Genomic DNA, 23163 nt, shown 5'->3' with positions numbered 1-23163 from the left:
ATGTTCAATGTACACAGTTGAAATCAGCAGAAAAGCTCTGAAAGAACTTAAAAAATTGCCTATAGATTATATAAAGAAATTTAGAGAGAAATTTCAGGAACTTGCGGAGAATCCATACGATGTACAAGGGACAAAAAAATTAATTAATCCAAAATCATTAGGGATAGATTTGGAGGAAGTTTATAGGATAAGAGTTGGCGATTACAGAGCTATTTATTCTATTGAAAATAATGTTTTGACAATCTATATTTTGAAAGTAGCACATAGGAAAGAAGTATATCAATAAAGCCCGTTAGAGGGCTTTTTGCCTTTTCATAGGACTTATTTAAGTATTTGATAGATATTCAATAGAATCTTCAGTAAATGCCATTCCTCCATTTGCTTCTACTATCAATTTCGTTATATTCGCATACACTCAATACCTAAACTCCAGAAATGAAATCACGCAGACACTTCATTCAAAAACTATCAGCTTTTACAGGTGCATCGCTTCTACCTTCCTTAAAGGCCCTCTCAGCTGATAACCTTTTAACTATCAGTCAGCTAAGCCCCAATAAAACCGTAGAAGAACTGGCTACTGATGAAGACTACTGGTATCAGATTCAGCAAGCCTATACAGTTTCGCCCCAAATCATTAACCTGAATAATGGTGGGGTAAGCCCTGCGCCCTTGGTAGTGCAAAATGCGGTTGAGCGTTATGGCAAATTTGCCAACGAAGCTCCCAGTTATTTTATGTGGCGTATATTAGACCAGGGACGTGAGCCACTGAGAGAAAATCTGGCTAAATATGCCGGGGTATCGCCGGAAGAAATTGCGATAAACCGCAATGCCACAGAAGCATTAGACACCATTATATTAGGCTTGCCGCTGCAAAAAGGTGATGAAATTGTTATGACACGCTACGATTACCCTAATATGTTGCATGCGTATAGACAAAGAGAGTTGAGAGAAGGATTGAAAATTAATTATGTAGAGTTAGACCTGCCTGCCGAAGACAATGATTTAATAGTGAAAAAGTTTGTAGAGCAAATGACACCCAAAACCAAAGTAGTGCATATTACACATATTATTAACTGGAACGGGCAGATTTTACCAGCTAAACGCATAGCAGACGAGGCACATAAAAGAGGCATTGAAGTAGTAATTGATGGCGCCCATTCTTTTGCTCATCTTGAATATAAAATCCCCGATTTAGGGGGTGATTATTACGGAACAAGTTTACATAAATGGCTTTCTGCGCCGATAGGCTCAGGTATGTTATGGATGAAAAAAGAAAAAATCAGTAAAGTATTTCCATTGATACCTAATGACAAACCCAACTCGGATAATATCAGAAAATTTGAGAACCTGGGTACAAGACCATTTATGATTGAGCAGGCTATCGGACAGGCATTGAATTTCCAGTTAGCAATCGGCAATGCCCGTAAAGAAGCTCGTTTAAGGTATCTGAAAAACTACTGGGCTAAAGAGGCACAGAGTCATATTCCTAAATTTAAACTCAATACGTCGCTCAAACAAGAGTTCTCAGGAGCTTTGGCGCATTTTGGCATAGAAGGTCTGGAAGGGGGCAAAATTGAGGGCGAATTGTTAGGTAAGTTTAAAATTCATACCTCTCCTGTAAAATGGGAGAAATTAGATGGGGTGCGTGTAACACCGCATGTGTACACAACACTCAATGATTTAGACAGGTTGCTTGAGGGGATTAAGCATATAGCTAAAACCTAAAATAAAAAGGTGGAGAATTTCTCCACCTTTTTCATATCTATGGGATTGTTATTTAACCACATTAACTTTTACTATTAGTAAGAACTCGTCCATTTCAATCTGACTGGCATCTTGAGGGGAGTCCTGAACAATTGCTAATGAAAGTGCTTGTACTTCCTGACAAATATACTCTTTATTTGCTTCAATAGCGTTAACAAGCATTTCGCTATTATTATACAAAGATATAACAATTTTATCAATTACTTCAAAACCATTGTCTTTTCTGTAATTCTGGATACGATTTACAAAGTCACGGGCTATACCTTCGTTACGTAATTCTTCTGAAATAGTCATATCTAAAGCGACTGTAATGCCTCCTTCGCTGGCTACTAACCAACCCGGTACATCTTCTGTCAGAATTTCTACATCTTCCAGTTTCAGGTATGAGAAAGTTGCTAAAGCTGAATTGGTGTAAAGTTCACCACTTTTCTCTAATTCCTTCAATTGTTCGCCTGTCATGGAATTGATAAAGTTGCCCACTTCTTTCATATCTTTTCCATACTTAGGGCCTAATACTTTAAAATTAGGTTTTACTTTCTTTTTCAAAATACCCGAATCATCGTCAAGGTATTCAACAGCCTTGATATTTACTTCCGATTTAATGATTTCTTCCACATGGCGAATCTTCTCACGTGTGCTTTCAGAAAGTACCGGAATCAATACTCTTTGTAAAGGCTGACGCACCTTAATTTTATGAATTTTACGCAAAGAGTGTACCAGAGAAGAGATTCTCTGTGCCAATTCCATTGATTCTTCCAAATCAGTATCAACCATGCTTGCATCATATTCATGCCAGGTTGTAAAGTGTACCGACTCATGCAGAAAATGCGTTCTTTTAGCCTTCGCTTCTTCACGGATACAATCGGTCATGTTTCGATACAACCAATCGCCATAGAAAGGAGCGATAGGCGACATCAACTGCGAGACTACTACCAGACAATGCTGAAGCGTTTCGTAAGCCGCTTGTTTATTCTCTGTCATTTCACCCTGCCAGAAACGGCGACGGCACAAACGTACATACCAGTTAGAGAGTTGGTCACACACAAAATCCTGTACCAGACGCCCCGCTTTTGTAGGGTTGTAGGTCTCGTACTGTTCAGCTACTTCTTTTACTAAAGTATTCAATTTCGATAGAATCCAACGGTCCATTTCCGGCAAACGCTCGTATGGTACCCTGTCGAACTCTGTCATCTTATAATTATCCAGATTGGCGTATAGGGCAAAGAAATTATACGTATTGGTCAGCGTGCCAAAGAATTTACGTTGTACTTCTGTAATACCCTCTACATTAAATTTCAGGTTATCCCAGGGTTCGGCGTTGGTAATCATATACCAGCGGGTTGGGTCTGCGCCATATTGTGCCAGTGTTTCAAACGGATTCACGGCATTGCCCAAACGCTTCGACATCTTATTGCCGTTTTTGTCCAAGACTAATCCGGTTGATACTACGTTTTTAAAGGCAATAGAGTCATATAACATACCCGAAATAGCATGCAAGGTAAAGAACCAGCCACGAGTCTGGTCAACACCCTCAGAGATGAAATCGGCCGGATAGCTATTATCAAATATCTCTTTGTTTTCAAATGGATAATGCCATTGGGCAAAAGGCATGGCACCAGAATCAAACCAGACATCTATCAGGTCGCTTTCACGTTGCATTACTTTGCCACTTGTTGAAACCAGATATACTTCATCTACAAACGGACGGTGTAAATCTTCTTTGTTTTCGGCCAGTAATTCAAGGAAATAAGCATTCTTTTGTTTTTGCTCTATTGATAGGGCATCGTCTTTCTGTGCATGAAGAATACCGTTTTTCAATTCTTCTAACGAACCAATACAGACCTCTTCTCCATCTTCACTTCTCCAGATAGGTAGTGGAGTACCCCAGTAACGGCTACGGGATAAGTTCCAGTCAACGGCATTTTCCAGCCAGTTGCCAAAACGACCTGTACCTGTGCTTTCCGGTTGCCAGTTAATGGTTTTATTCAAAGCCACCAAACGGTCTTTCATGGCCGTAGTGCGGATAAACCAACTATCTAACGGATAATATAACACAGGCTTATCAGTACGCCAGCAATGCGGATACGGGTGGTCAAACTTCTGTACATTGAAAGCCTTGTTCTCTGTTTTTAGTTTGATACTGATGCGCTCATCAACCGACAGGTATTTATCACGCCCTTGTTTCTGGCGTTCTGTTTCTTTTTCGGCATCGGTCAGATATTGCTCTTTTACGTAGTCCAACGCAAAATCTGTAATCTCTTTTACAAAGCGGCCACGCTTGTCAACAATTGGTACATCTTTGCCTGTTTCATCTTTAATCATAATAGGCGGAATACCATTTTGTTGGGCTACCCGGAAGTCGTCGGCACCAAAAGTAGGAGAGGTATGCACAACCCCTGTACCATCTTCTGTGGTTACAAAATCACCGATAATTACTCTGAATGCCGCCGCTTCTGGCTGTACATAAGGTAATAATTGTTCGTATTCAATACCCTCTAACTCTGAACCTTTAAATTCAGCAAGAACTGTCCACGGAATGATTTTTTTGTCTGATGCTTCAAAGCCTTCAAAATCACCCTCATGCCCTTTTTCTGATAAATATTTATTAACCAGTACTTTGGCTAATACTACATTTACGGGCAGATAGGTATATGGATTGAAAGTATGTACTAATACATAATCAATACCTTTACCTACGGTCAAAGCAGAGTTGGCAGGGAGCGTCCAGGGGGTAGTCGTCCATGCCAATATATACACGTTATCTCCTTTGGCTGCTTCAAATAAAAAGTCCGATTTCTCTGATTTTTTTACTTTAAACTGGGCGGTGAGAGAAGTATCTTTTACTTCTTTATAAGTACCCGGCATATTCAACTCATGCGACGAAAGCCCTGTTCCGGCCGCAGGCGAATAAGGCTGAATAGTATAGCCTTTATACAATAAGCCCTTTTTATAGAACTCTTTCAGCAAATACCAGATACTTTCTATGTATTCGTTTTTATAAGTAATGTATGGGTCATCTAAATCAACCCAATAGCCCATCTTTTCAGTCAGGTCATTCCACTGGTCAGTAAAACGCATTACTGTTTCACGACATTGCTTGTTATAATCCTCAACCGAAATCTTAACCCCTATATCTTCTTTGGTAATACCTAATTCTTTTTCTACCTGCAACTCAATAGGCAAGCCATGTGTATCCCAACCGCCCTTACGTTTTACCTGATACCCACGAAGTGTCTTATAGCGGCAAAAAATATCTTTAATTGTACGAGCCATTACGTGGTGAATACCCGGCGTTCCATTCGCTGAGGGTGGTCCTTCATAAAAGGTAAAAGCAGGAGACCCCTCTCTTACCTCAATAGATTGCTCGAATATTTTGTTCTGCTTCCAGAATTCAAGAATCTCGTCAGCAATTGCTGCATAGTTGACTGATTTATACTCTTTGTAGTGCATAATAATAAGCGAATAGGGGCTCTTTCCCCAAATAGAGTGCAAAGATACGCATTTTTAGTCCAAGGCGTAATACAGATTGCAGAGATTTAGATTACTATACTACACAGAGAACAGATTTAGCGTAAAAAAATTAAGCAAACAGATTAAATCTTACAAATTGGTAGCCGGGCGTTAAACCTGCACCTACTTTAACCTATCTAATACCTTGTACCTTAACCATACAAGCTATGTTACAAAAGCACGCCCAACACTTATGCTGGCGAGCCGGATTCGGAGAGTCGCTTTCAGCTATAAAAGAAACAGAGAAGCAGTCGGCTAAACAAGTTTTCAGAAAAATGTTGAAAGACTCAGAAGTATATGTGCCTATTGCCGTAGTAGAACCAACCGATATAGCCGGAGACCTGAGAAAACTGCGAATGGATAAAAAAGAGAATGGTGGTGAGGGGGTTGAGCGTAGCAAACTAAAAGAACTACAAAAAGAAAGAAGAGAAGAACAAGCCAGACTCAATACTACCTGGCTTGAGGTTATGAGTACAGAAAAGGGAATGTTGAGAGAAAAAATGGCGTTCTTCTGGCACGGGCATCTGGTAGCTCGCAGCATTAATGCTTCTTTCTCACAGAGTTATGTCAATACCCTCCGAAAATATGCTTTAGGCAAATTCGGCGATTTGCTGCTGGCAGTTTCAAAAGAACCCGCCATGTTGCAGTTTCTGAATAACCGACAAAATAGAAAAAGAAGCCCAAATGAAAACTTCGCTCGTGAGTTGATGGAATTATTTACACTTGGGCGGGGGAATTATACAGAAAGAGATATTAAAGAAGTAGCCAGAGCCTTTACAGGTTGGGATTTTGACATCAAGGGCAATTTTGTATTCCGGGAAAGACAACATGATGAGGAAGAAAAGACAGTTTTTGGGAAAAAGGGCTATTTTAAGGGTGAAGACATTATTCAATTACTATTAGAAAATAAGCAAACAGCTATTTTTATTACGACTAAAGTCTATCAGCATTTCGTCAATGAAAATATTTCAACGCACGGGCATCAGGAAAAAATTCAGGAACTGGCCACCAGGTTTTATAAAACTAATTATGATATAGCTAATCTGCTCGAAAATATCTTTACGGCTGACTGGTTTTATGCACAACAAAATATTGGTAGCCACGTAAAATCTCCTGTTGAATTATTAGTTGGTCTGAAAAGAACCCTGGGTCTAAAGTTTGAAGACGAACAAACCAGCCTTTTCATTCAAAGGGTATTGGGGCAGGTATTGCTTTATCCGCCCAATGTAGCAGGTTGGCCCGGGGGAAAAAACTGGATAGATAGTTCAAGTCTACTGTTCAGAATGCAGATTCCGGCATTGATTTTTACAGACAAGCAGCCTGAAATAAATGCCAAAAGTGATGGAGACATCAATACCGATTATCAGACTCGTAAAAGGAGCTTCAGAGCCGATATGGACTGGACAGCCTATGCCAGCATTTTTTCGGATAAAGAGGCAAAACTCATGACAGAGATGAGTGATTTTCTTTTGCAGGTTTCACCTGCCGAAGCAGTTGTTCAAGGGATTCAGGATAAAACAAAAACTGATTCCAGAACTGAAACTGTCAGAAAAGCCGCTATGGCTCTGATGATGTTACCGGAGTATCAGTTATGCTGATGTTCCTTAATTATTTTTAAAAGATTTTCTTACTATTTATTCAGATATACAGCTATGGCATCACGCAGAGAGTTTATCAGACAATCAGCTTTAGCAACAGTAGGAGGAATGTTGATACCTAATTTTCTGAAAGCTTACGAAAGAGAGCAGTTGGGTATCAGTCAGACATCAAATAAAGTATTAGTCATAGTTCAACTTTCAGGTGGAAACGATGGCTTAAATACGGTTATTCCTTTCCGGAATGACATTTATTATCAATCTCGCCCGACTATTGGCATAGCCCCTGATAAGGTGCTGAAACTGAATGATGATTTGGGGCTGAATCCGGCTATGGAAGGCATCAGACGTTTGTATGATGAGGGGCTGGTAAGCATTATCAATAATGTAGGCTATCCAAACCCTGACCGTTCGCATTTTCGTTCAATGGACATCTGGCACACAGGTAGTGAGTCAACCGAATACCTGAATACAGGTTGGATAGGCAGGTATTTAGATGCCAATTGTGAGGGTAAGTGCGTGCCGTATCGTGCTTTAGAAATAGACGATACCCTTAGCTTATCAATGAAAGGTGAAAAAGTAAAAGCATTAGCAGTAAAAGATCCGGAAAAACTATATAAACAAGTCAGCAGAGACTTTGTCAGGAAAATCTCACAGGTTACTCCTGCGGTTCAGAACGAGAATTTAGCCTATATGTATAAGACTCTGGCCGAAACTTCTTCTTCTGCCGAGTTTTTACATGCCAAATCGAAAGTATATAAGAGTCGGAATCAGTATCCGCAAGGAGAGTTGGGACAAAGACTCAGAACCATTGCAGAACTGATAATATCTGAAATGCCAACCAATGTATATTATGTAAGTGTTTCAGGTTTTGATACACATTTCAATCAGGTAAATCAGCAGGAAAGGTTACTGAAGAACTATGCTGAGTCGATGAATATTTTTGTAAGCGATTTACAGAAAAATAATAAACTCAATGAGGTGCTTATCATGACTTTTTCAGAGTTTGGCAGAAGAGTAAAGCAAAATGCCAGCGGCGGTACAGACCACGGTACTGCGAATAATGTTTTTCTGATAGGAGGCAACCTGAAGCGTCCGAAAGTATTGAACGAAGCACCTGATTTAACTGATTTGGATGAGGGAGATTTGAAGTTTTCAGTAGATTTTCGGCAGATTTATGCTTCTTTACTACAAGATTGGCTGAATATGAAGGGCAAAATCGTATTGGGGAGAGAGTTTAAAAGTTTGCGTTTGGTATAACGGGTTAGATTTTAAGGTCTTCAATTAAATATGACCATTAAATAAAAAACAAAAGAAAAACAGAATTATTGTTGCCTCAATACGTTATTTATTAGGAAATTTGTATCCCGCTATTTACTAATTTTATAACAGTAAATGAAAAGTGTATTGAGAATAATTCTACTTTTTTTTGTATCAATTTCAACTTTCGCTCAGGGAATCTGCGATAATGCAACACCTGACGGTTTTGTTTTTGATGGTCCGTCAGCGGTTTGTATCGGCGAAAAAGTAAAAGTAAAGGATAATAATTCAGGCGCAACAGATATAAAATATATATTTGGTTATAGCGGGCAAGCTGCTTCAAAACTGCCTACTATCCCTGCTGAAACGGGGCCAAATGCTGAATGGCCTTTTCTTGTGGACGGTAACTATATAATTCTGCAATACGGAAAAAAGAACGGTGGAGATTTTTATTCCTGCAAAGTGGTTACAGTAAGAAAGAATACAAAACCCGTAGCAAGTATCGAGAGTTGCAATAATTCTTCTGTTAGTGTGGCTATTCCTGCCGATTCAAGAAATAATTTCGATTATTATACCATCAACTGGGGAGATGGTACCCCCCTCGAAAGAGTAACACAATTACCCTATAATCGTGCAAAGAATTTATCTACACCACGAACAGTAACAGTAAATGGTGTATTTAATACAGCCAGTAGCTGCCCGGCTAATACAGGGCAGTATCTTCCTTATCTTACTCCGGGAACAGTGCCCGGAGGATATGAATCACCCAATCATATTAATGTAAGTGAGCTGGTGTTAAAAACAGCCGATGAAGCTGTTTTAACTATAAATGGCGGTTATGAAGCCGGCGGATATGATTTATTTATGACAGAACAAGGAACACCTTATAGTTTTACTCCTTTTAAAACCAACGTTTTTCCGGGAGAAATGTCGATTGCTATACCTGATACAAATAAATCTTACTGTTTTTATTTAAGCAAAGGGGGAGGCTGTGGTGCTAAATCAGCAGAAATTTGTACGACTGTATTAAACGAGGTGAACCCGCTTTCTATTACCACTCAGGAAATTTTATGGGAAAATTATCCGACAGAAATGTCAAATATAATTTTAGACGGTGGCACAAGTATAACGTATGGCAGATTCATGAATCGGACAATGACCCTTCTGAAAGAAGAAGATGATATATTATTGCCTGAGATACCTGTGAGTAGTAGCCCCTATACAGATAATGTAGATTGCAAGAAGAAATATTGCTATAGAATAAAAACGGAGACAGAAGGTAAAATTTTTTACTGGAAGTTTAAGGGCATTAGTATATCAAAACCTATCTGCCTGGAACGGAAAGATTATCACCCTGAGGCAATCACAGACGCTTTAGTAACAGTAACTGATGCCAATACCTCTGAAATTATATTTACAGATAATAGCCCCTGGACTATACCACGCGAAAAATATATTCTTTATCATGATAATGGTACGGAATTTAAAGAGATAAAAACCAACCCGACAGTTGCGCCAATTACGGATACGAACGTAGACAATTCTCTAAAATCGAACTGTTATAAAATCGCTTTTTTAGACCAATGTGGCAGTACATCAATGCTGTCTGACGCATTTTGTACGGTTTTGCTTTCGGAACAAGCTAAAAATGAATTACTTTGGACAGGTCAAACGCCATTTGCAGATACAGGTATCAGTAATTTTGAGATACAAAGCTACGATGAGAATACAGGAACAATAGCTACTGTTACTTCACCTCCGCTATCTTCTACACAATTTAACTATAGCCCAGATTTAAGTGGTTTTGAAGAAGAGGCCAAGTTCAGAATCCGGATTATTGCCCCTGATGGAAGTGAAAGCTTCTCTAATGTTTATACCATTCCTTTAGCTGTAAAGATACTCTTACCTGATGCCTTTACACCTAATAACGATGCAATTAATGATAATCTGGAAGTAAAAGGCACATTCAGAAGAATTGTCAACTTTGATTTTCAGATTTACAACAGATGGGGTAATCCGGTATTTACTTCTAATGACCCTCTCAAAACGTGGGATGGAAACTTTCAGGGAACCGGAGCACCTGTAGATACTTATACTTATAAAATTTTCGCTAAATTAATCGATGGAACAGAAGTAAATAAGACTGGTAAGTTTTTGCTTATGAGATAAAACACGCTTTATGATAAAAACCCTTTCCACTTTACTTGTACTACTTTTTTTTTTTAAGCAGTATAATTAATGCTCATGCTCAGAACATTCTATCCGATATTCGATACCAATTAGGTGGGGGGGCTAATCTTTCCGGGAAAACACCATTCTGGATGCGAGCTAATCAATATGGTATTATACCTTTGAATGGGCCTTTTGTAACCCTGCATGCAGGTGCTTACAGAGAATATGACTCCACTAAAAGAGAACTTCAACGAATCAAAAAATTTGATATAGGCTATGGTGCTTCACTCGTAGTAAATGCCGGAAAACAGAGCCAGCTATTATTACCCGAAGCTTATCTGAAAATTCGCTATAGCTTATTCGAGTTCTATGCCGGGCGCAGAAAAGAAATAATAGGTCTTACAGATACTTTACTCAATTCAGGTGCTTTTGTTTGGTCTGGCAATGCGCTACCCCTTCCTAAAGTTCAGTTTTCTACTCCTAATTTTGTTCCTGTAGTTGCTAAAGGCTTACTGTCAGTTAAATTGGGTCATTCACATGGTTGGTTTGGTAATCAACCCTATACTGATGGCCACTATTTGCATCAGAAGTGGTTATATGGCAAAATAGGAAGAGATTCATGGAAGTTTAATTTTTATGGAGGAATTAACCATCAGGTTGTGTGGGGTGGATATGCTGAATTACAAAAAGACAATACCTTTACTACAAAAAATGGCTATTTCTCAGCAGACCCGTTTGTTTATCTCAATGTTGTTTTGCCGATACCCTGGCGTATCCCTAATGATGGTACTTATAGCCCGGCTGAAACGCTTAATCGGTTCGGTAATCATTTAGGGAGTATAGATGTAGGTATGAGTGTAAAAACATCATTTGCCGACATTTATTTCTATCGCCAAAGTCCTTATGAAGATGGGCAGATGCCTGAAGTTTTGCTCTCAATGGATGGCAACTATTCTTTAAGCTTTGATTTAAAAAATAAGGCGAAATTGCATAGATTTAATATAGGCTATCTTGATACTAGAAGACAAGCAGGTGATATAACAAAATTTGCTCAGTGGTTGGGAAAAAAAGAAACACATTATGGAGAAGTACAGAATTATTTCAATCATGGACAATACATAGAAGGCTGGAGCTATCAGGGAAATGGGGTTGGTACTCCTTTAATTATTTCCAATCAGGATTTGTCAGAAAACGCACAGCGGAAAAACTATCCACTATTTTCTATCGATAATCGCGTGCAGGCATACTATATTTCTGCTACCGGCAAATTACTTAATTATACCTATACCTTTAAATCTTCACTTATTTCAAGCATTGGTACTTTTGGCTTACCGAGAAATAATTTTAAACAATTTTCAAGCCTTCTTGCAGTAAACATCCCTTTATCAAAACTCAAACTTGATTCAAAAGTCAGTATAGCCTTTGATTCGGGTAAATTATACGGTAATAATATGGGGATTAGTTTTTTTATTGTTAAAAATTGGTAGTAATTTGCACAAAACCGCCTATCTATGCCATCTATTTACAAAGCTATTTTTTTGTTTTTTATATCGTCTTCCTGTGTTTTAGGGCAGAGTTTTTTTGAGAAGATAAAGTATCAGGCTGAAGCAGGTGTTTATCTTTCTACATCAGGAAAAACACCGTTTCTTACTCGTGCCAATCAATATGGTATAGTACCATTAGAGTCCTCTGTAGTAGCTATTAAAGGAGGAATCTATAAAGACTATGATTCTACATTTAATTCGAATAATCAATTGCATAAATTCGGCTTTGGTTTTGGTGTAAATGCAATAGGCAACGTAGGAAAAGTTAATGAAGTATTATTGCCGGAAGCGTATCTTAAAGTTCGCTATGGAGCGTTTGAGTTGTCGGCAGGTCGTAAAAGAGAGATAATAGGTTTAGTGGATACTGTTCTTACAATGGGTTCGTATATCTGGTCAGGGAATGCCCTTCCAATCCCTAAAGTACAAATTTCTATCCCAAATTATGTGCCTATACTTGGAAAAGGGCTTTTGTCAATCAAAGGGCTTTACAGCGATGGTTTTTTTGATAACGGTGCTATTAGAAATTTCTATTTACATCAGAAAAATTTATATGCTCGAATAGGGAAGCCTAATTGGAAAATTAAGATTTATTCAGGTTTTAATCATCAGGTTCAATGGGGTGGAAAGCCTGCTACGCCTTATATTGATAAGACTACCGGGCTATTGGTTACAACATTTCCATCTGATTTTAATACCTACCTGAAGGTAGTTGCAGGAACAAGCCTTAATAAAGGAGATAATGGAGTAGGAACAGGGATTCCGGTTAACGAAGCAATGAATAGGGCAGGAAACCATTTAGGCACTATAGATATTGCCACAGAAATTAATTTTAAGAAGTTTGATATCTTTCTCTACAGACAGAATATTTATGAAGATGGTTCTTTGTTTTATCTAAACAATATAAGTGATGGATTAACAGGGATTTCTTTTAGAAGAAAAAATGCGGTGAAGGGTATTGTACGTGTTTGTTTTGAATATTTACATACAACCAATCAGGGAGGTAGCTTGCAAGACCGATATGATGATATTCCTCAGTTAAGAGGAGCAGATAATTATTTCAATAATGGCGTTTATACTGACGGATGGACTTATGGGGGAAATACAATTGGGACACCGTTATTAACACCCATTAATTCAGTTGATAAAAAGCTTCTTGCTAATAAAGACTTAGAGAAATATTCAACGTATTATATTTTAAATAGAGTTGAAGCTTTTTCACTGGCCATTGAAGGGAAAGGCAAAAATATAAATTACTATACAAAACTTATCTTTAATAAAAACTTAGGAACTTATCAGGTGCCGATTAATGCGAAACAGTTTTCGTTTTTGTATAAGGTAAAATATAATTTCCCTCAGTTTTCTCTTATTTCTTACCTATCCTTTGATGAAGGAACATTATTTCCCTCATCATTAGGCGGTTATTTAGGTATTCAACGAACTTTCTTCTAATTCATCTAAATCTTCATAGACAGAATTATTACTGATATACTCAGGAATTAATTTTTTCAATTCTAAAACAATTGAATTTTTATCTAATCTGGTCAATGTTGATTCAAGATTCTTTATAGCAATATTTAACAAATCGTAATCTTCAGGCACAACTTTAGCAATCATAATTTTATGATGATAAGTTGGTTGAGTATTTTCATTGCTGTTTAGTAACTCTTCATACAATTTCTCCCCAGGTCTTAAACCTGTAAAAGCAATTTTTATATCGTTATCTAATTCTAATCCGGATAATTGAACCATTTTCTTAGCCAAATCTAAGATTTTTACAGGTTTTCCCATATCAAACACATAGATTTCTCCGCCTTTTCCCATCGTTCCTGCCTCTAAAACCAATTGACAAGCCTCAGGAATAGTCATAAAATATCTGATGATGTCTTTATGAGTTACAGTAATAGGTCCACCATTTTCAATCTGTTTTTTAAACAAAGGAATTACCGAACCATTAGAGCCAAGCACATTACCAAAACGAGTAATAATAAATCTCGTATTGTTATTATGATGACTATCTAAACCTTGTACATACATTTCAGCCAAACGCTTAGATGCACCCATTACATTTGTTGGATTAACCGCCTTATCGGTTGAAATCATAACAAATTTTTCTGTACCATATTTAGATGCAAGATTTGCAATAATTTTTGTTCCCAAAACATTGACCCTAACGGCCTGATATGGATTTTTTTCCATTAAAGGAACGTGTTTATAAGCAGCAGCATGGAAAATTACTTGTGGCAACTCTTCGTTAAAGAGATTATCCATTAATTTTTCATTGGTTACATCATATACTTCAACCCTTATATTGGGCAATTCTTTATTCTCAGAGGTTGATGTTCTTAATAATTCACTCTCTAAATCATATAAAGCCGATTCAGCCTGATCAACCAAAATAATCTTTTTAGGTGAAAATTTTATAAGCTGACGTATAAGTTCACTACCAATCGATCCCGCAGCTCCGGTTACTAAAATTCTCTTATTATTAATAAATCTTTCTACAAACTTATTATTAATAGCAATAGGGTCTCTTTCTAAAAGATCATCAATCTCTATTCGTTGAATCTGTTTAGTAGTCAATTCTCCTTTGATCCACTTATTAATGGGAGGAATAGATTTTAATATGATTCCTTTAGTAAGGAAATCTTCTGCAATTTTTGCTTTAGCCAAAGGGCTAATATTCTGTATCGCAAAAATTACTTCAACATTTTCCTCTTTTGAATTAGGATTAGTTATGTATTTTTCAATTGCCTCATTTCTAGATAGAACCCTTATACCCTCAACAGTTTTGTTAATTTTTTGCGGATTATCATCAATAAAACATAATACTTTATAATTCTTTACTTTATCATTTAATAAGCTGTTTTTGGTTATAAGACCCATATAACCAGTTCCATAGATAATTACTGAACTGGTTAATTTAATTTTTCTGAAGAAAGAATCATATAGGCTTTTTACTAAAAAGCGGCTAAAAATAAGAGCAAAAAGTGTAATAAAATAGCTGATAATAGTAATCCTTGGGGGAATACATAAATACACTATATTGTGATAACAACCAAAATTAGAAAGTAGAAAAATAAAAATGCTACTGATAGTTACCACCTTAAGTAACAAAGCAGCGTCTTCCATGCTTGTGTGTCTGATAATACCTTCGTATGATTTAAAGAATACAAAAAATATAGTCCTGACACTTAATACAAACAATAGATGATATTTGTAGATATGAGGCTCTACATAAGTCAATTCGAAGTTGAAATGAACAAAAACAGCAATCGTAAATGTAACAAAACAAATAAGTAAATCAACTAAAAGAATTAACCACTTAGAAGCGAACTTTTCGGTATGTTTACGTAAAAAGTTGGTCATAGAGAATATGTTTTAGTGTGATGGCTAGAAAATTAAACAAATATAGCTACTGTTTAATTTGTGACAAGTTTTTATAGAAATAACAGCAAAGAAATTTATTAATCGGTAAGTCCAACAATAAATACAAGATAAAACTTTTGAGGTTAGAAGAAACAAAAAGCCCTTTGACAAGTTAGTCAAAGGGCTTTTTTACAATAAAGAATTATTTTTGCTCTACTACTTTTTTCAAATTAGCATTTTCTGCTTTCAAAGCTTTAATCTCTTTATTCATTTCAATCATATAAAGAGTTAATTCTTCTATTTTCTCCATTAATTTAGCACTTGTTTGAGAAACATCTAAGCCATTTTTTGACATATCTTCTGCAGAAGGAACATTTGGCAAATGTTTATTTTCTTTTACAAAAGATTCAACTTTTTCTAAAGGCATCAATTGATAAGATGGTTCGAAAACATAGTCAGCCCAGTCAGCAGTACCTTTCAAAGCAACTTTTACTTTTTCAGTAATAATACCATCTTGTACAATTAAGCGATAAGGGTTACCTGTTGGCATAGCGAAGGCGGCATCAAAGTTACCTACTGCTAAGAAGCCAACAGTTGTTGATTTTGTAGCACCCAAGTTAATTTTTAAGTTTTTATTATCAAACTCACCTTTAATAAGAGGGTTAGCAGTAGTAGAGTTAGCTATATAAAGTTTATTTGAGCCAGTCTCATTATAACCTGCATTATATCCAAGGAAAAGGTTAAGCGTACCACTAACATTTGAATAACCAGCATTAGTACCCAAGGCAATATTATTAGTTCCTTGAGTTTTAAATAGAGATTGTGTACCAAGACCAATATTCCCATTTGCAGCAGTTCCTTCATAAAGTGAATTTGTACCTAAACTTAGGTTACCGGCACCACTTATGTTATTATATTGAGATCCTTGCCCGATAGCAACGTTAGAACTACCACCTTGGTTTAAACCTAATGCATTACGACCTACAGCAGTATTAGAGTTTCCAGAAGTAGTAGACATTAATGAGCCAGAACCAACCCCAGTGTTTGAAGCTCCCGTAGTTAAGCTACTTAGTGACTGGAACCCAAATCCGCTGTTTTGTATCCCAGTTCCTGTTTTTCCAGCATGCATACCTAAAAAAGTCTTTGATGTTGCTGCTACACCAATATATCCACCTTGAATATTAGCTACTCTCATTACTAAAGGTTGATTATCGATGGTTCCTAAGAAGTCATTAAGTGGATTTGTACCCAAGTTACCCGCTTTTGTCCAGTCGTTAGGATCCGCAGCAACAGAATAATTTTCGGTCGCAGATGTCAATGGCTTCCAGTCCTTACCATCAAAGAAATAGAAACCTGAAAGTAAATCTGTTTGATAAACCATCAAACCATTAGCTGGGTTCTGAATAGCATTACGTTGCTGTAATGACATACGAGGAATTAATAAACCTTGGTTAGAAGATTTAATATCTAACACAGCTGATTCATGAGGTTGTGTAGTACCAATACCCACATTGGCTCTTTCTTTTTGAGCAAAAGCACCCAAAGTACTTGCTGAAAATATCGCAGCTACATAGAGCGACTTAGTAAAATTTGTTTTCATTACGTAAAAATTTTATTGATTTTAATTAACAATCCTTATTTTTCTTAATGCTAAATTAATGAGCTTTTTATGTTAAAAAAAATATTATATCGAAATTTTATTTAATGGTTATGGCAAGACCTTGCTTTTTCCTTATAAAATGCATAATTACTAATAAAAATAATATAGGTAGATAGAAAAGAGGATTGCTAGCCGAGTAATTGATAATCCAAATATTAAGTAATAACTGAGAAATAGCATAACCTGCTGCGACTTGTAAATGAGAGAAACCAGTTTGGTAAACTAAAATTTGAAAAAAATGTAACTTATGAGCTTCAAAGATATTTTGTTTTTTGCTCAAACGAAATAAAATAGTATAAATGGTATCTAACCCATAAATTGAAAAGAAGAACAAATATTTCCAATCATAAGTAGTGTTTATCAATTGCCCTGTAAAAAAAACAAGTAAAAAGGCTATACCCACACTCCCAACATCACCACCAAAACATATAGCTTTCTTTCTAAAATTAAAAAATAAAAATACGGAGACACTTAAAATTATTGTAATAATAAAATCTTCTTCAATAAAGGTTGTAATAAAATTATTTACATAACTTAAACATATTATTAATATCAGACTATATATTCCAGTAATACCATTAATACCATCCATAAAATTATAGGCATTAACAATCCCAACACTTAGAATTGAAAGAAAAAAAAATAGCCAATATGAATAAGGGCTAGAATAGTAAACTTGGCATAGTAATAGAAGTATTCCACAAAACTGAAATATCAAACGATAACGGCTTGGTAAACTGTAAATGTCATCTAGAAAACTAATAAATGCTATAATAGTAAATCCTGTAAAAAAAAAAAGGATAAGAAAAATTGGAGTATATAAAGTATGTTAAACCTGCTATCCAATAAATAATCCCCCCACCTCGAATAGTATTAACAGAATGTAAACTACGCTTGTTTGGTTTATCAATTATATTGAAAAACTGAGCTATCCTAAAATAAGCTAATTCAATAACTATAAAAAAAATAGTCCCCCAAATTATAAGATTATAATTTTTCATTAATAAAGGTTTGAAAAGTTCTTTTTAAGCCTTCCTCTGAAGAAACGGGCAAGGAGTGTTTTAGTGCGTTCAAGATTTTTGTGTTATCCACAATATAATTTTCTGTCATTTTTTGTAAACGTTCTTCATTTAGAGGCAGATGAAGAATGTTTCCTATCTTTGCTATGTATTTAATTATACTAGGATTAATGTAGAAAATTTTAATTTTTTTATTTAAAGATTTCCCCATAATATAAATTAATTTATTAGTAGATAAAGGGTTTTCATCTGATACATTATAAATACCTGAAGGAATATCTTTTCTATTTATTAATTGCTCAAATATAAAGTTTAAATTTTCTATACTTAGAAAAGACCTTTTGTTTTCAAATGAACCTAAAGGATAGGGGAATCCTCTTTTCACTAGTTGATAAAGTAAATTTAAATTTCCTTTATTGCCTTCGCCATGAATGATACAAGGGCGAAGTACGTATACTTGTTTATCGTATGATAATGGTCTTGAAAAAATATACTTCTCAGCTAATAGTTTAGACTTACCATAATGTGTTTCTGGTTCTGGAATAGTTTCTTCTGTCAATGGAACTAATATTTTATCTGCCGCTGCTTTAACTGAACTTAAAGTTATAAAAGTGGAAGCATTCGACTCTAAAAATTTATCGTAAATTTTTTTTGTTAATTCCGTATTTACTTCATAATATTCTGATGGTTTTGAATTTTTTTTCAAATCATGCGCTTTACCAGCTAAATGAATGATAACATCAATTCCTTGAAGATTAATGTTGTCTACGGGCATTTTACGCAACGAGATAACTTTTATGAGAAATTTACTACTAAAAGCTTTTATAAAATTTTTTCCAACAAATCCTGATGCTCCTGTTATAAGAATTGTTTTCATATTATTTAAACTGATTTATCCAAAAATTTGAAGTTGCATCAAAGAAAATTTCATTAATCCATCCATCTATACTCATAGCCAGATAATATTTCTCATCAATTTCCTGAAAATCGGTTTTAAAAAAATCAGGATTCAATATAATGTCATTGCGGTCGATAATTAATATATTATTTTCATTGTAAAAAGAATATTTTGAAATTTCCTTATTTGTAGTTATGATTTTCTTTTTAGCTCCTATTGCTTCAAAGGTCCTCATAGTAAGACCGGACTGGTTTGGATGTTGAATATCTAATATTATTCGTGATTGATTGTATAAAGTAATTATTTGTGGTTGCGAAATACTTTTAAAAGATAATTGTCTGAAATTTACTTTTTCAAAACCTTTTTCAAAAATGCGTTTATACCAATAAACTAATCTTCCATGCATGTAATAATAATTATAGCTTTTAAAACCATGTTTCTTACACCATTCAGATATCTGATTACTTATTAAATATCTATCAGAGTGAGCTGTTCCAATAAAAAGTACATCATAAAAATTTTTACTTTTATAAGATACTTCCTTATAGTCATCTATATAAAACAATGGACGAAAACCAATTTTATAATTATTTGCATCATTCGTGTCAAAAGTAAATTTCCTGTCAAAATAATCTAATATAGAAAGAGCATGATTATGATTGGCAAACGCATCCCAAGTATAAAAAATAAGCTTGCACTTTGGGTTCCTTAACTTAAATTCTTCTAAAAAAAAACCAGGTATTACTTCTCCTCTTATGGCTAATAAATAGTCAAAATCTACATTTTTAACTTTTTGTAGTATATCTTTATAGTATTTATCAATTGTTTGCTGATATAACGAGCGTTTAATTCTTATAATTCCTTTACTAAAATTAGAATTACTTGGGCGCTCATCAAAATAAAATACTTCAGCATTATATGACCGAAGTTTATCAGCAATAATTTTTTCATAATTAAAGGTTTGTACAGAAAAGAGAATTATTTTTTTTCCTGCAAACTTCTCAAGTAATATTCTCTCCATATACTATTTATAAAGACCTTTGTTTTTCATCTCTTCTATGGATTTATCATAATTGTCTTGCTGAATCTCTTGTGCATTCACCCAGCTAACGAATTTATTAATTCCTTCTTTAAAAGAATATTTAGGAGAATACCCTAAAACTGACCTTATTTTTGATAAATCAGCGACATTGTGTCGAATATCACCAATTCTGTAAGCACCTGAAATCGTGTATTTATTATTAGAATTATAATTTTCTAAAAGTGTTTTAGCAACTTCTTCAACTGTAGTTGCAACGCCAGAACCCACATTAAAGATATCATTAATAATAGTCGTATTTTCTATAGCTAAAGAGGTAGCTTGCACTACATCATCAATATATACAAAATCGCGTGACTCCTTGCCATCTTCAAAAATATTTATATCGTTACCATTTTTTATTCGGGTTGAAAAAATAGACAGGATACCAGTATAAGGATTTTTTAAAGATTGTCCAGGACCATAAACATTTTGATAACGTAAAGCAATTGTAGGAATATTTAATGCTTTGCCCATAATAATAAACATTTGCTCTTGATTATATTTGGTCAAACCATAAATAGAGCTTGCATTTACTTTATCATTCTCTTTTGTAGCAGATAAATCTACTATTTTATTACAAGTAGGACATCTATTAGCAAAGTTTCCCATTACTAAATCTTCTTCTTTACGTGGCTCTGGATAAACTCTACCATGTTCTGAACAAATATAAGCTCCTTCTCCATAGATAGCTCTGGAAGAAGCTATTACTAATTTTTTTATATGATGATTATCATTAGCAAGAATATCTAAAAGTAAAGCAGAGCCATTAATATTTACATCTGTGTACTTATGAATTTGATACATAGATTGCCCTGTACCAGTTTCTGCAGCTAAATGAACTATGGCTTCATTGCTTTTAATTAATTTATTTAATAAATCTTTATTTCTTATATCGCCCTCAACTATAGTAACTAAGTTCTCTATTCTTTTATATAAAAATGTATTTTTATGATTATTCCCATGTATTTGTGGAGAAAAATTATCTAAAATTGTAACCTGATGCCCTTTTTTAACAAGCTCCAAAGAAAGGGAAGTCCCTATAAAACCTGCTCCTCCAGTTATTAATATTTGCATTTTACATTTATATTTTTTATTAAACAGAAATCCATTTTTGTTGATTGGTATCAAATTTTTTTATGACTTTAGCAGGGTTACCAACTGCTATACTATATGAAGGTATATCTTTACTTACTACTGCGTTTGAGCCAATTATACTACCTTCACCAATAGTAACACCCATTAAAACGCAAACCCCCTCGCCAATCCAAACATTTTTTTTGATTGTTACAGGCATACTATATAGTTTACGATCTTTAGGTATAGTATCAGGATGATCATTTATATCAAACTTGCCATAAGTACCGTGACTACAATCAGATATATATACTTTACTTGCAATTAAAACATTATCTTCTAAAATCACTTTTTCCGCTGCTGTAATATGCACATAGTCGTTTAATTGAATATTACTTCCAAAAATTAAAAGTTTTTTTTCTTGTAAATTATTCTCTAAAATTACTACTTCTAAACGACAGCCTCTTCCAGTAGTAAGTGCTTTGCCAAAGTCTATTCGAGACATATTTCTTATATCAATAGGAAAACGGATAAGACGTATTTTAGAGTTTATTAGAAATGTTCTAAGTTTGCAGATAAATAGATAAATTATTTGTAAAAAACTATATTGACTAAGCATATAAAATTTGAAATAATAAGGACTGAATTAAATTTATTAACTAACGTGAGTTCGGGATTAGAATAAAAAGTCAAAAGGGCAAAAAAGTGAGATATTTGTGGTATTCGACGCCATAAACCTCAAATTTAAACCCCATGACAGAGCTAAACTACGAAAATAAATTGATTGAAATATTCATTTCATGTGACGATTTCGATAAGATGTATGAAAAGTGGTTACAAAATCATCAAATTGGAAGTCATTCATTGACAAGAAAACCACAAATAAGTGATAGTGAAATTATTACAATCTTGATTTTTTATCATTGGTCAGGATTTAAGAACTTTCACCGCGGCGGCGGACCGCTATTATTATGAACATTTAGTACAAAAAGATTTTACAAGCTATTTCCCAAAATTACCGAGTTATCATCGTTTCATTGAGTTAATAGGACGCCAAACTCTCAAATTGTATATGTTCGTTAAAGTGTTGACCTCTTTAAGCGAAAAGACGGGTCATTATTTTATAGATAGCAAAAAATTGCCTGTTTGTGATAATCGAAGAATTCATTCCAATAAAGTATTTGCTGGCTTTGCTACAAGAGGCAAATCATCAACTGGTTGGTTTTATGGTTTGAAAATACATCTGATTATCAACGAGTTAGGGCAAATTATGAACTTTACACTAACACCAGCTAATGTGATGGATAACAATGAGCATCTTCTCAAAAAAATGTTTAAAGGATTAAAGGGAAAATGTTATGGAGATAAAGGATATCTCTCCAAACTTTTTACTTTTTTCTATCAGCAGGGGTTACATTTAGTTACTAAAATTAGAGAAAATATGAAAAATCAGCTCATATCTGTCAATGATAAAATCAATCTCAAAAAAAGAGGAGTAATTGAATCAGTTAATGATATTCTTATGACTGTCTTTGATATTGAGCATACTCGTCACCGAAGTCCAATTAATGCAATAGCACATATCTTTGGAGCATTGGCAGCTTATTGCTTTTATGAGTGTAAACCAACAACTTTTATAAAAAGATAATCCCGAACTCACGTTAACTAATATAAGGTTTAAAAATAAATAAACAAATGGCAGCAGTTATTCTACCTAAACAATTCGACCATAGAGCACTATCAGAATGTACCTTTGAAGCATTTTGAATATCTGTTTTGCTAATGAGCCACTTAAAGAAAGATTCAATAGGTTGCCTAACAGAGCTAATATACTTAGAAAATAGGCTATCATCCGATTGTAGATATTGTTGTCTTTTTTTCAATTTTATAGGCGTTAAAACGACCGTGTTATTTTTAGAAAGTTGTTGGTTGAATTTTTCTGAACTATATGCTTTATCACCGACCACAATTTGATTTTTTAATTGGCAAATCATGGGTTTTATAGCTGTTAAATCATTCACACTGGCAGGCGTAAAATCAAAAAAGTTAGGTTTAGGTATTTTTTCAAATCTGTCCTTACCTATCAAATGGAGCTTTACTCCATGATAAAATTGTTTTTTTGCATCGCAATAACCCTTATCTGCTATCTCAGATGCTACTTTAGCTGTATAAGGGTGTTTGGAAAGCATGATAGGCAATGAATCCACCAAAGATACATTA

At 34.8% G+C, this 23163-nt stretch carries 16 protein-coding genes and 1 pseudogene; 8 read left to right on the top strand and 9 right to left on the bottom strand.

Annotated elements, in window-relative coordinates:
- Positions 1-7 precede the first annotated feature (7 nt).
- Together EWM59_RS17130 and EWM59_RS17125 are read left to right on the top strand one after the other, a co-directional pair.
- The gene (locus tag EWM59_RS17130; RefSeq protein WP_130022454.1) at positions 8-286 is read left to right on the top strand and encodes a type II toxin-antitoxin system RelE family toxin; all 279 of its coding nucleotides are present in this window, start codon (positions 8-10) and stop codon (positions 284-286) included.
- 149 nt (positions 287-435) lie between these two features.
- Complete coding sequence (locus tag EWM59_RS17125; RefSeq protein WP_130022453.1) at positions 436-1725, top strand: aminotransferase class V-fold PLP-dependent enzyme; 1290 nt, start codon at positions 436-438, stop codon at positions 1723-1725.
- Between the two features lie 48 nt (positions 1726-1773).
- Here EWM59_RS17125 and ileS read toward each other — a convergent pair whose 3' ends face one another.
- A complete protein-coding gene (ileS, locus tag EWM59_RS17120) occupies positions 1774-5214 on the bottom strand; it encodes an isoleucine--tRNA ligase (RefSeq protein ID WP_130022452.1) in 3441 nt (1146 codons plus the stop codon).
- Between the two features lie 227 nt (positions 5215-5441).
- Here ileS and EWM59_RS17115 point away from each other — a divergent pair, with 227 nt between their 5' ends.
- The 5 genes from EWM59_RS17115 (at position 5442) to EWM59_RS17095 (ending at position 13294) form a co-directional block, all read left to right on the top strand.
- Positions 5442-6872 carry a DUF1800 domain-containing protein gene (locus tag EWM59_RS17115; protein WP_130022451.1) on the top strand — a complete coding sequence of 477 codons (1431 nt, stop codon included), beginning with the start codon at positions 5442-5444 and terminating at the stop codon, positions 6870-6872.
- 54 nt (positions 6873-6926) lie between these two features.
- On the top strand, positions 6927-8129 hold the full coding sequence (locus EWM59_RS17110; RefSeq protein ID WP_130022450.1) for a DUF1501 domain-containing protein: 1203 nt from the start codon (positions 6927-6929) through the stop codon (positions 8127-8129).
- Positions 8130-8264: 135 nt separating this feature from the next.
- Positions 8265-10298, top strand: a complete 2034-nt coding sequence (locus EWM59_RS17105) for a T9SS type B sorting domain-containing protein (RefSeq protein WP_130022449.1) — start codon at positions 8265-8267, stop codon at positions 10296-10298.
- A gap of 152 nt (positions 10299-10450) precedes the next feature.
- The gene (locus EWM59_RS17100; protein ID WP_130022448.1) at positions 10451-11788 is read left to right on the top strand and encodes a capsule assembly Wzi family protein; all 1338 of its coding nucleotides are present in this window, start codon (positions 10451-10453) and stop codon (positions 11786-11788) included.
- A gap of 24 nt (positions 11789-11812) precedes the next feature.
- A complete protein-coding gene (locus EWM59_RS17095; RefSeq protein WP_130022447.1) occupies positions 11813-13294 on the top strand; it encodes a capsule assembly Wzi family protein in 1482 nt (493 codons plus the stop codon).
- Here EWM59_RS17095 and EWM59_RS17090 read toward each other — a convergent pair.
- The 7 genes from EWM59_RS17090 to EWM59_RS17060 form a co-directional block, all read right to left on the bottom strand.
- Complete coding sequence (locus EWM59_RS17090; RefSeq protein ID WP_229239377.1) at positions 13268-14974, bottom strand: polysaccharide biosynthesis protein; 1707 nt, start codon at positions 14972-14974, stop codon at positions 13268-13270. The genes EWM59_RS17095 and EWM59_RS17090 overlap by 27 nt on opposite strands.
- A gap of 439 nt (positions 14975-15413) precedes the next feature.
- Positions 15414-16811, bottom strand: a complete 1398-nt coding sequence (locus tag EWM59_RS17085) for a phage tail-like protein (protein WP_130022445.1) — start codon at positions 16809-16811, stop codon at positions 15414-15416.
- A 97-nt stretch (positions 16812-16908) separates the two neighbouring features.
- A complete protein-coding gene (locus EWM59_RS17080; protein ID WP_262709285.1) occupies positions 16909-17673 on the bottom strand; it encodes an MraY family glycosyltransferase in 765 nt (254 codons plus the stop codon).
- A 185-nt stretch (positions 17674-17858) separates the two neighbouring features.
- A complete protein-coding gene (locus tag EWM59_RS17075) occupies positions 17859-18767 on the bottom strand; it encodes an NAD-dependent epimerase/dehydratase family protein (RefSeq protein ID WP_130022443.1) in 909 nt (302 codons plus the stop codon).
- Between the two features lies 1 nt (position 18768).
- Positions 18769-19809 carry a WaaS/CpsH family glycosyltransferase gene (locus EWM59_RS17070; protein WP_130022442.1) on the bottom strand — a complete coding sequence of 347 codons (1041 nt, stop codon included), beginning with the start codon at positions 19807-19809 and terminating at the stop codon, positions 18769-18771.
- 3 nt (positions 19810-19812) lie between these two features.
- Positions 19813-20943, bottom strand: a complete 1131-nt coding sequence (locus EWM59_RS17065; protein WP_130022441.1) for an NAD-dependent epimerase/dehydratase family protein — start codon at positions 20941-20943, stop codon at positions 19813-19815.
- A gap of 19 nt (positions 20944-20962) precedes the next feature.
- Positions 20963-21448 (bottom strand): LbetaH domain-containing protein, encoded by a 486-nt coding sequence (locus EWM59_RS17060; RefSeq protein ID WP_207220007.1) that lies wholly within the window; start codon positions 21446-21448, stop codon positions 20963-20965.
- Positions 21449-21696: 248 nt separating this feature from the next.
- On the opposite strand from EWM59_RS17060, the pseudogene EWM59_RS17055 reads away from it, so the two are divergent.
- Positions 21697-22591, top strand: a pseudogene (locus EWM59_RS17055) (IS982 family transposase).
- Between the two features lie 13 nt (positions 22592-22604).
- Here the strand turns inward: EWM59_RS17055 and EWM59_RS17050 are convergent.
- On the bottom strand, positions 22605-23163 hold a 559-nt coding region (locus EWM59_RS17050; protein WP_130022439.1), incomplete at its 5' end, for a transposase.

The organism is Emticicia agri (assembly GCF_004168285.1).
GTDB lineage: Bacteria > Bacteroidota > Bacteroidia > Cytophagales > Spirosomataceae > Emticicia > Emticicia agri.
The sequence above is the reverse complement of the archived record's forward strand: the minus strand, read 5'-3'. Positions and strand labels throughout refer to the sequence as shown.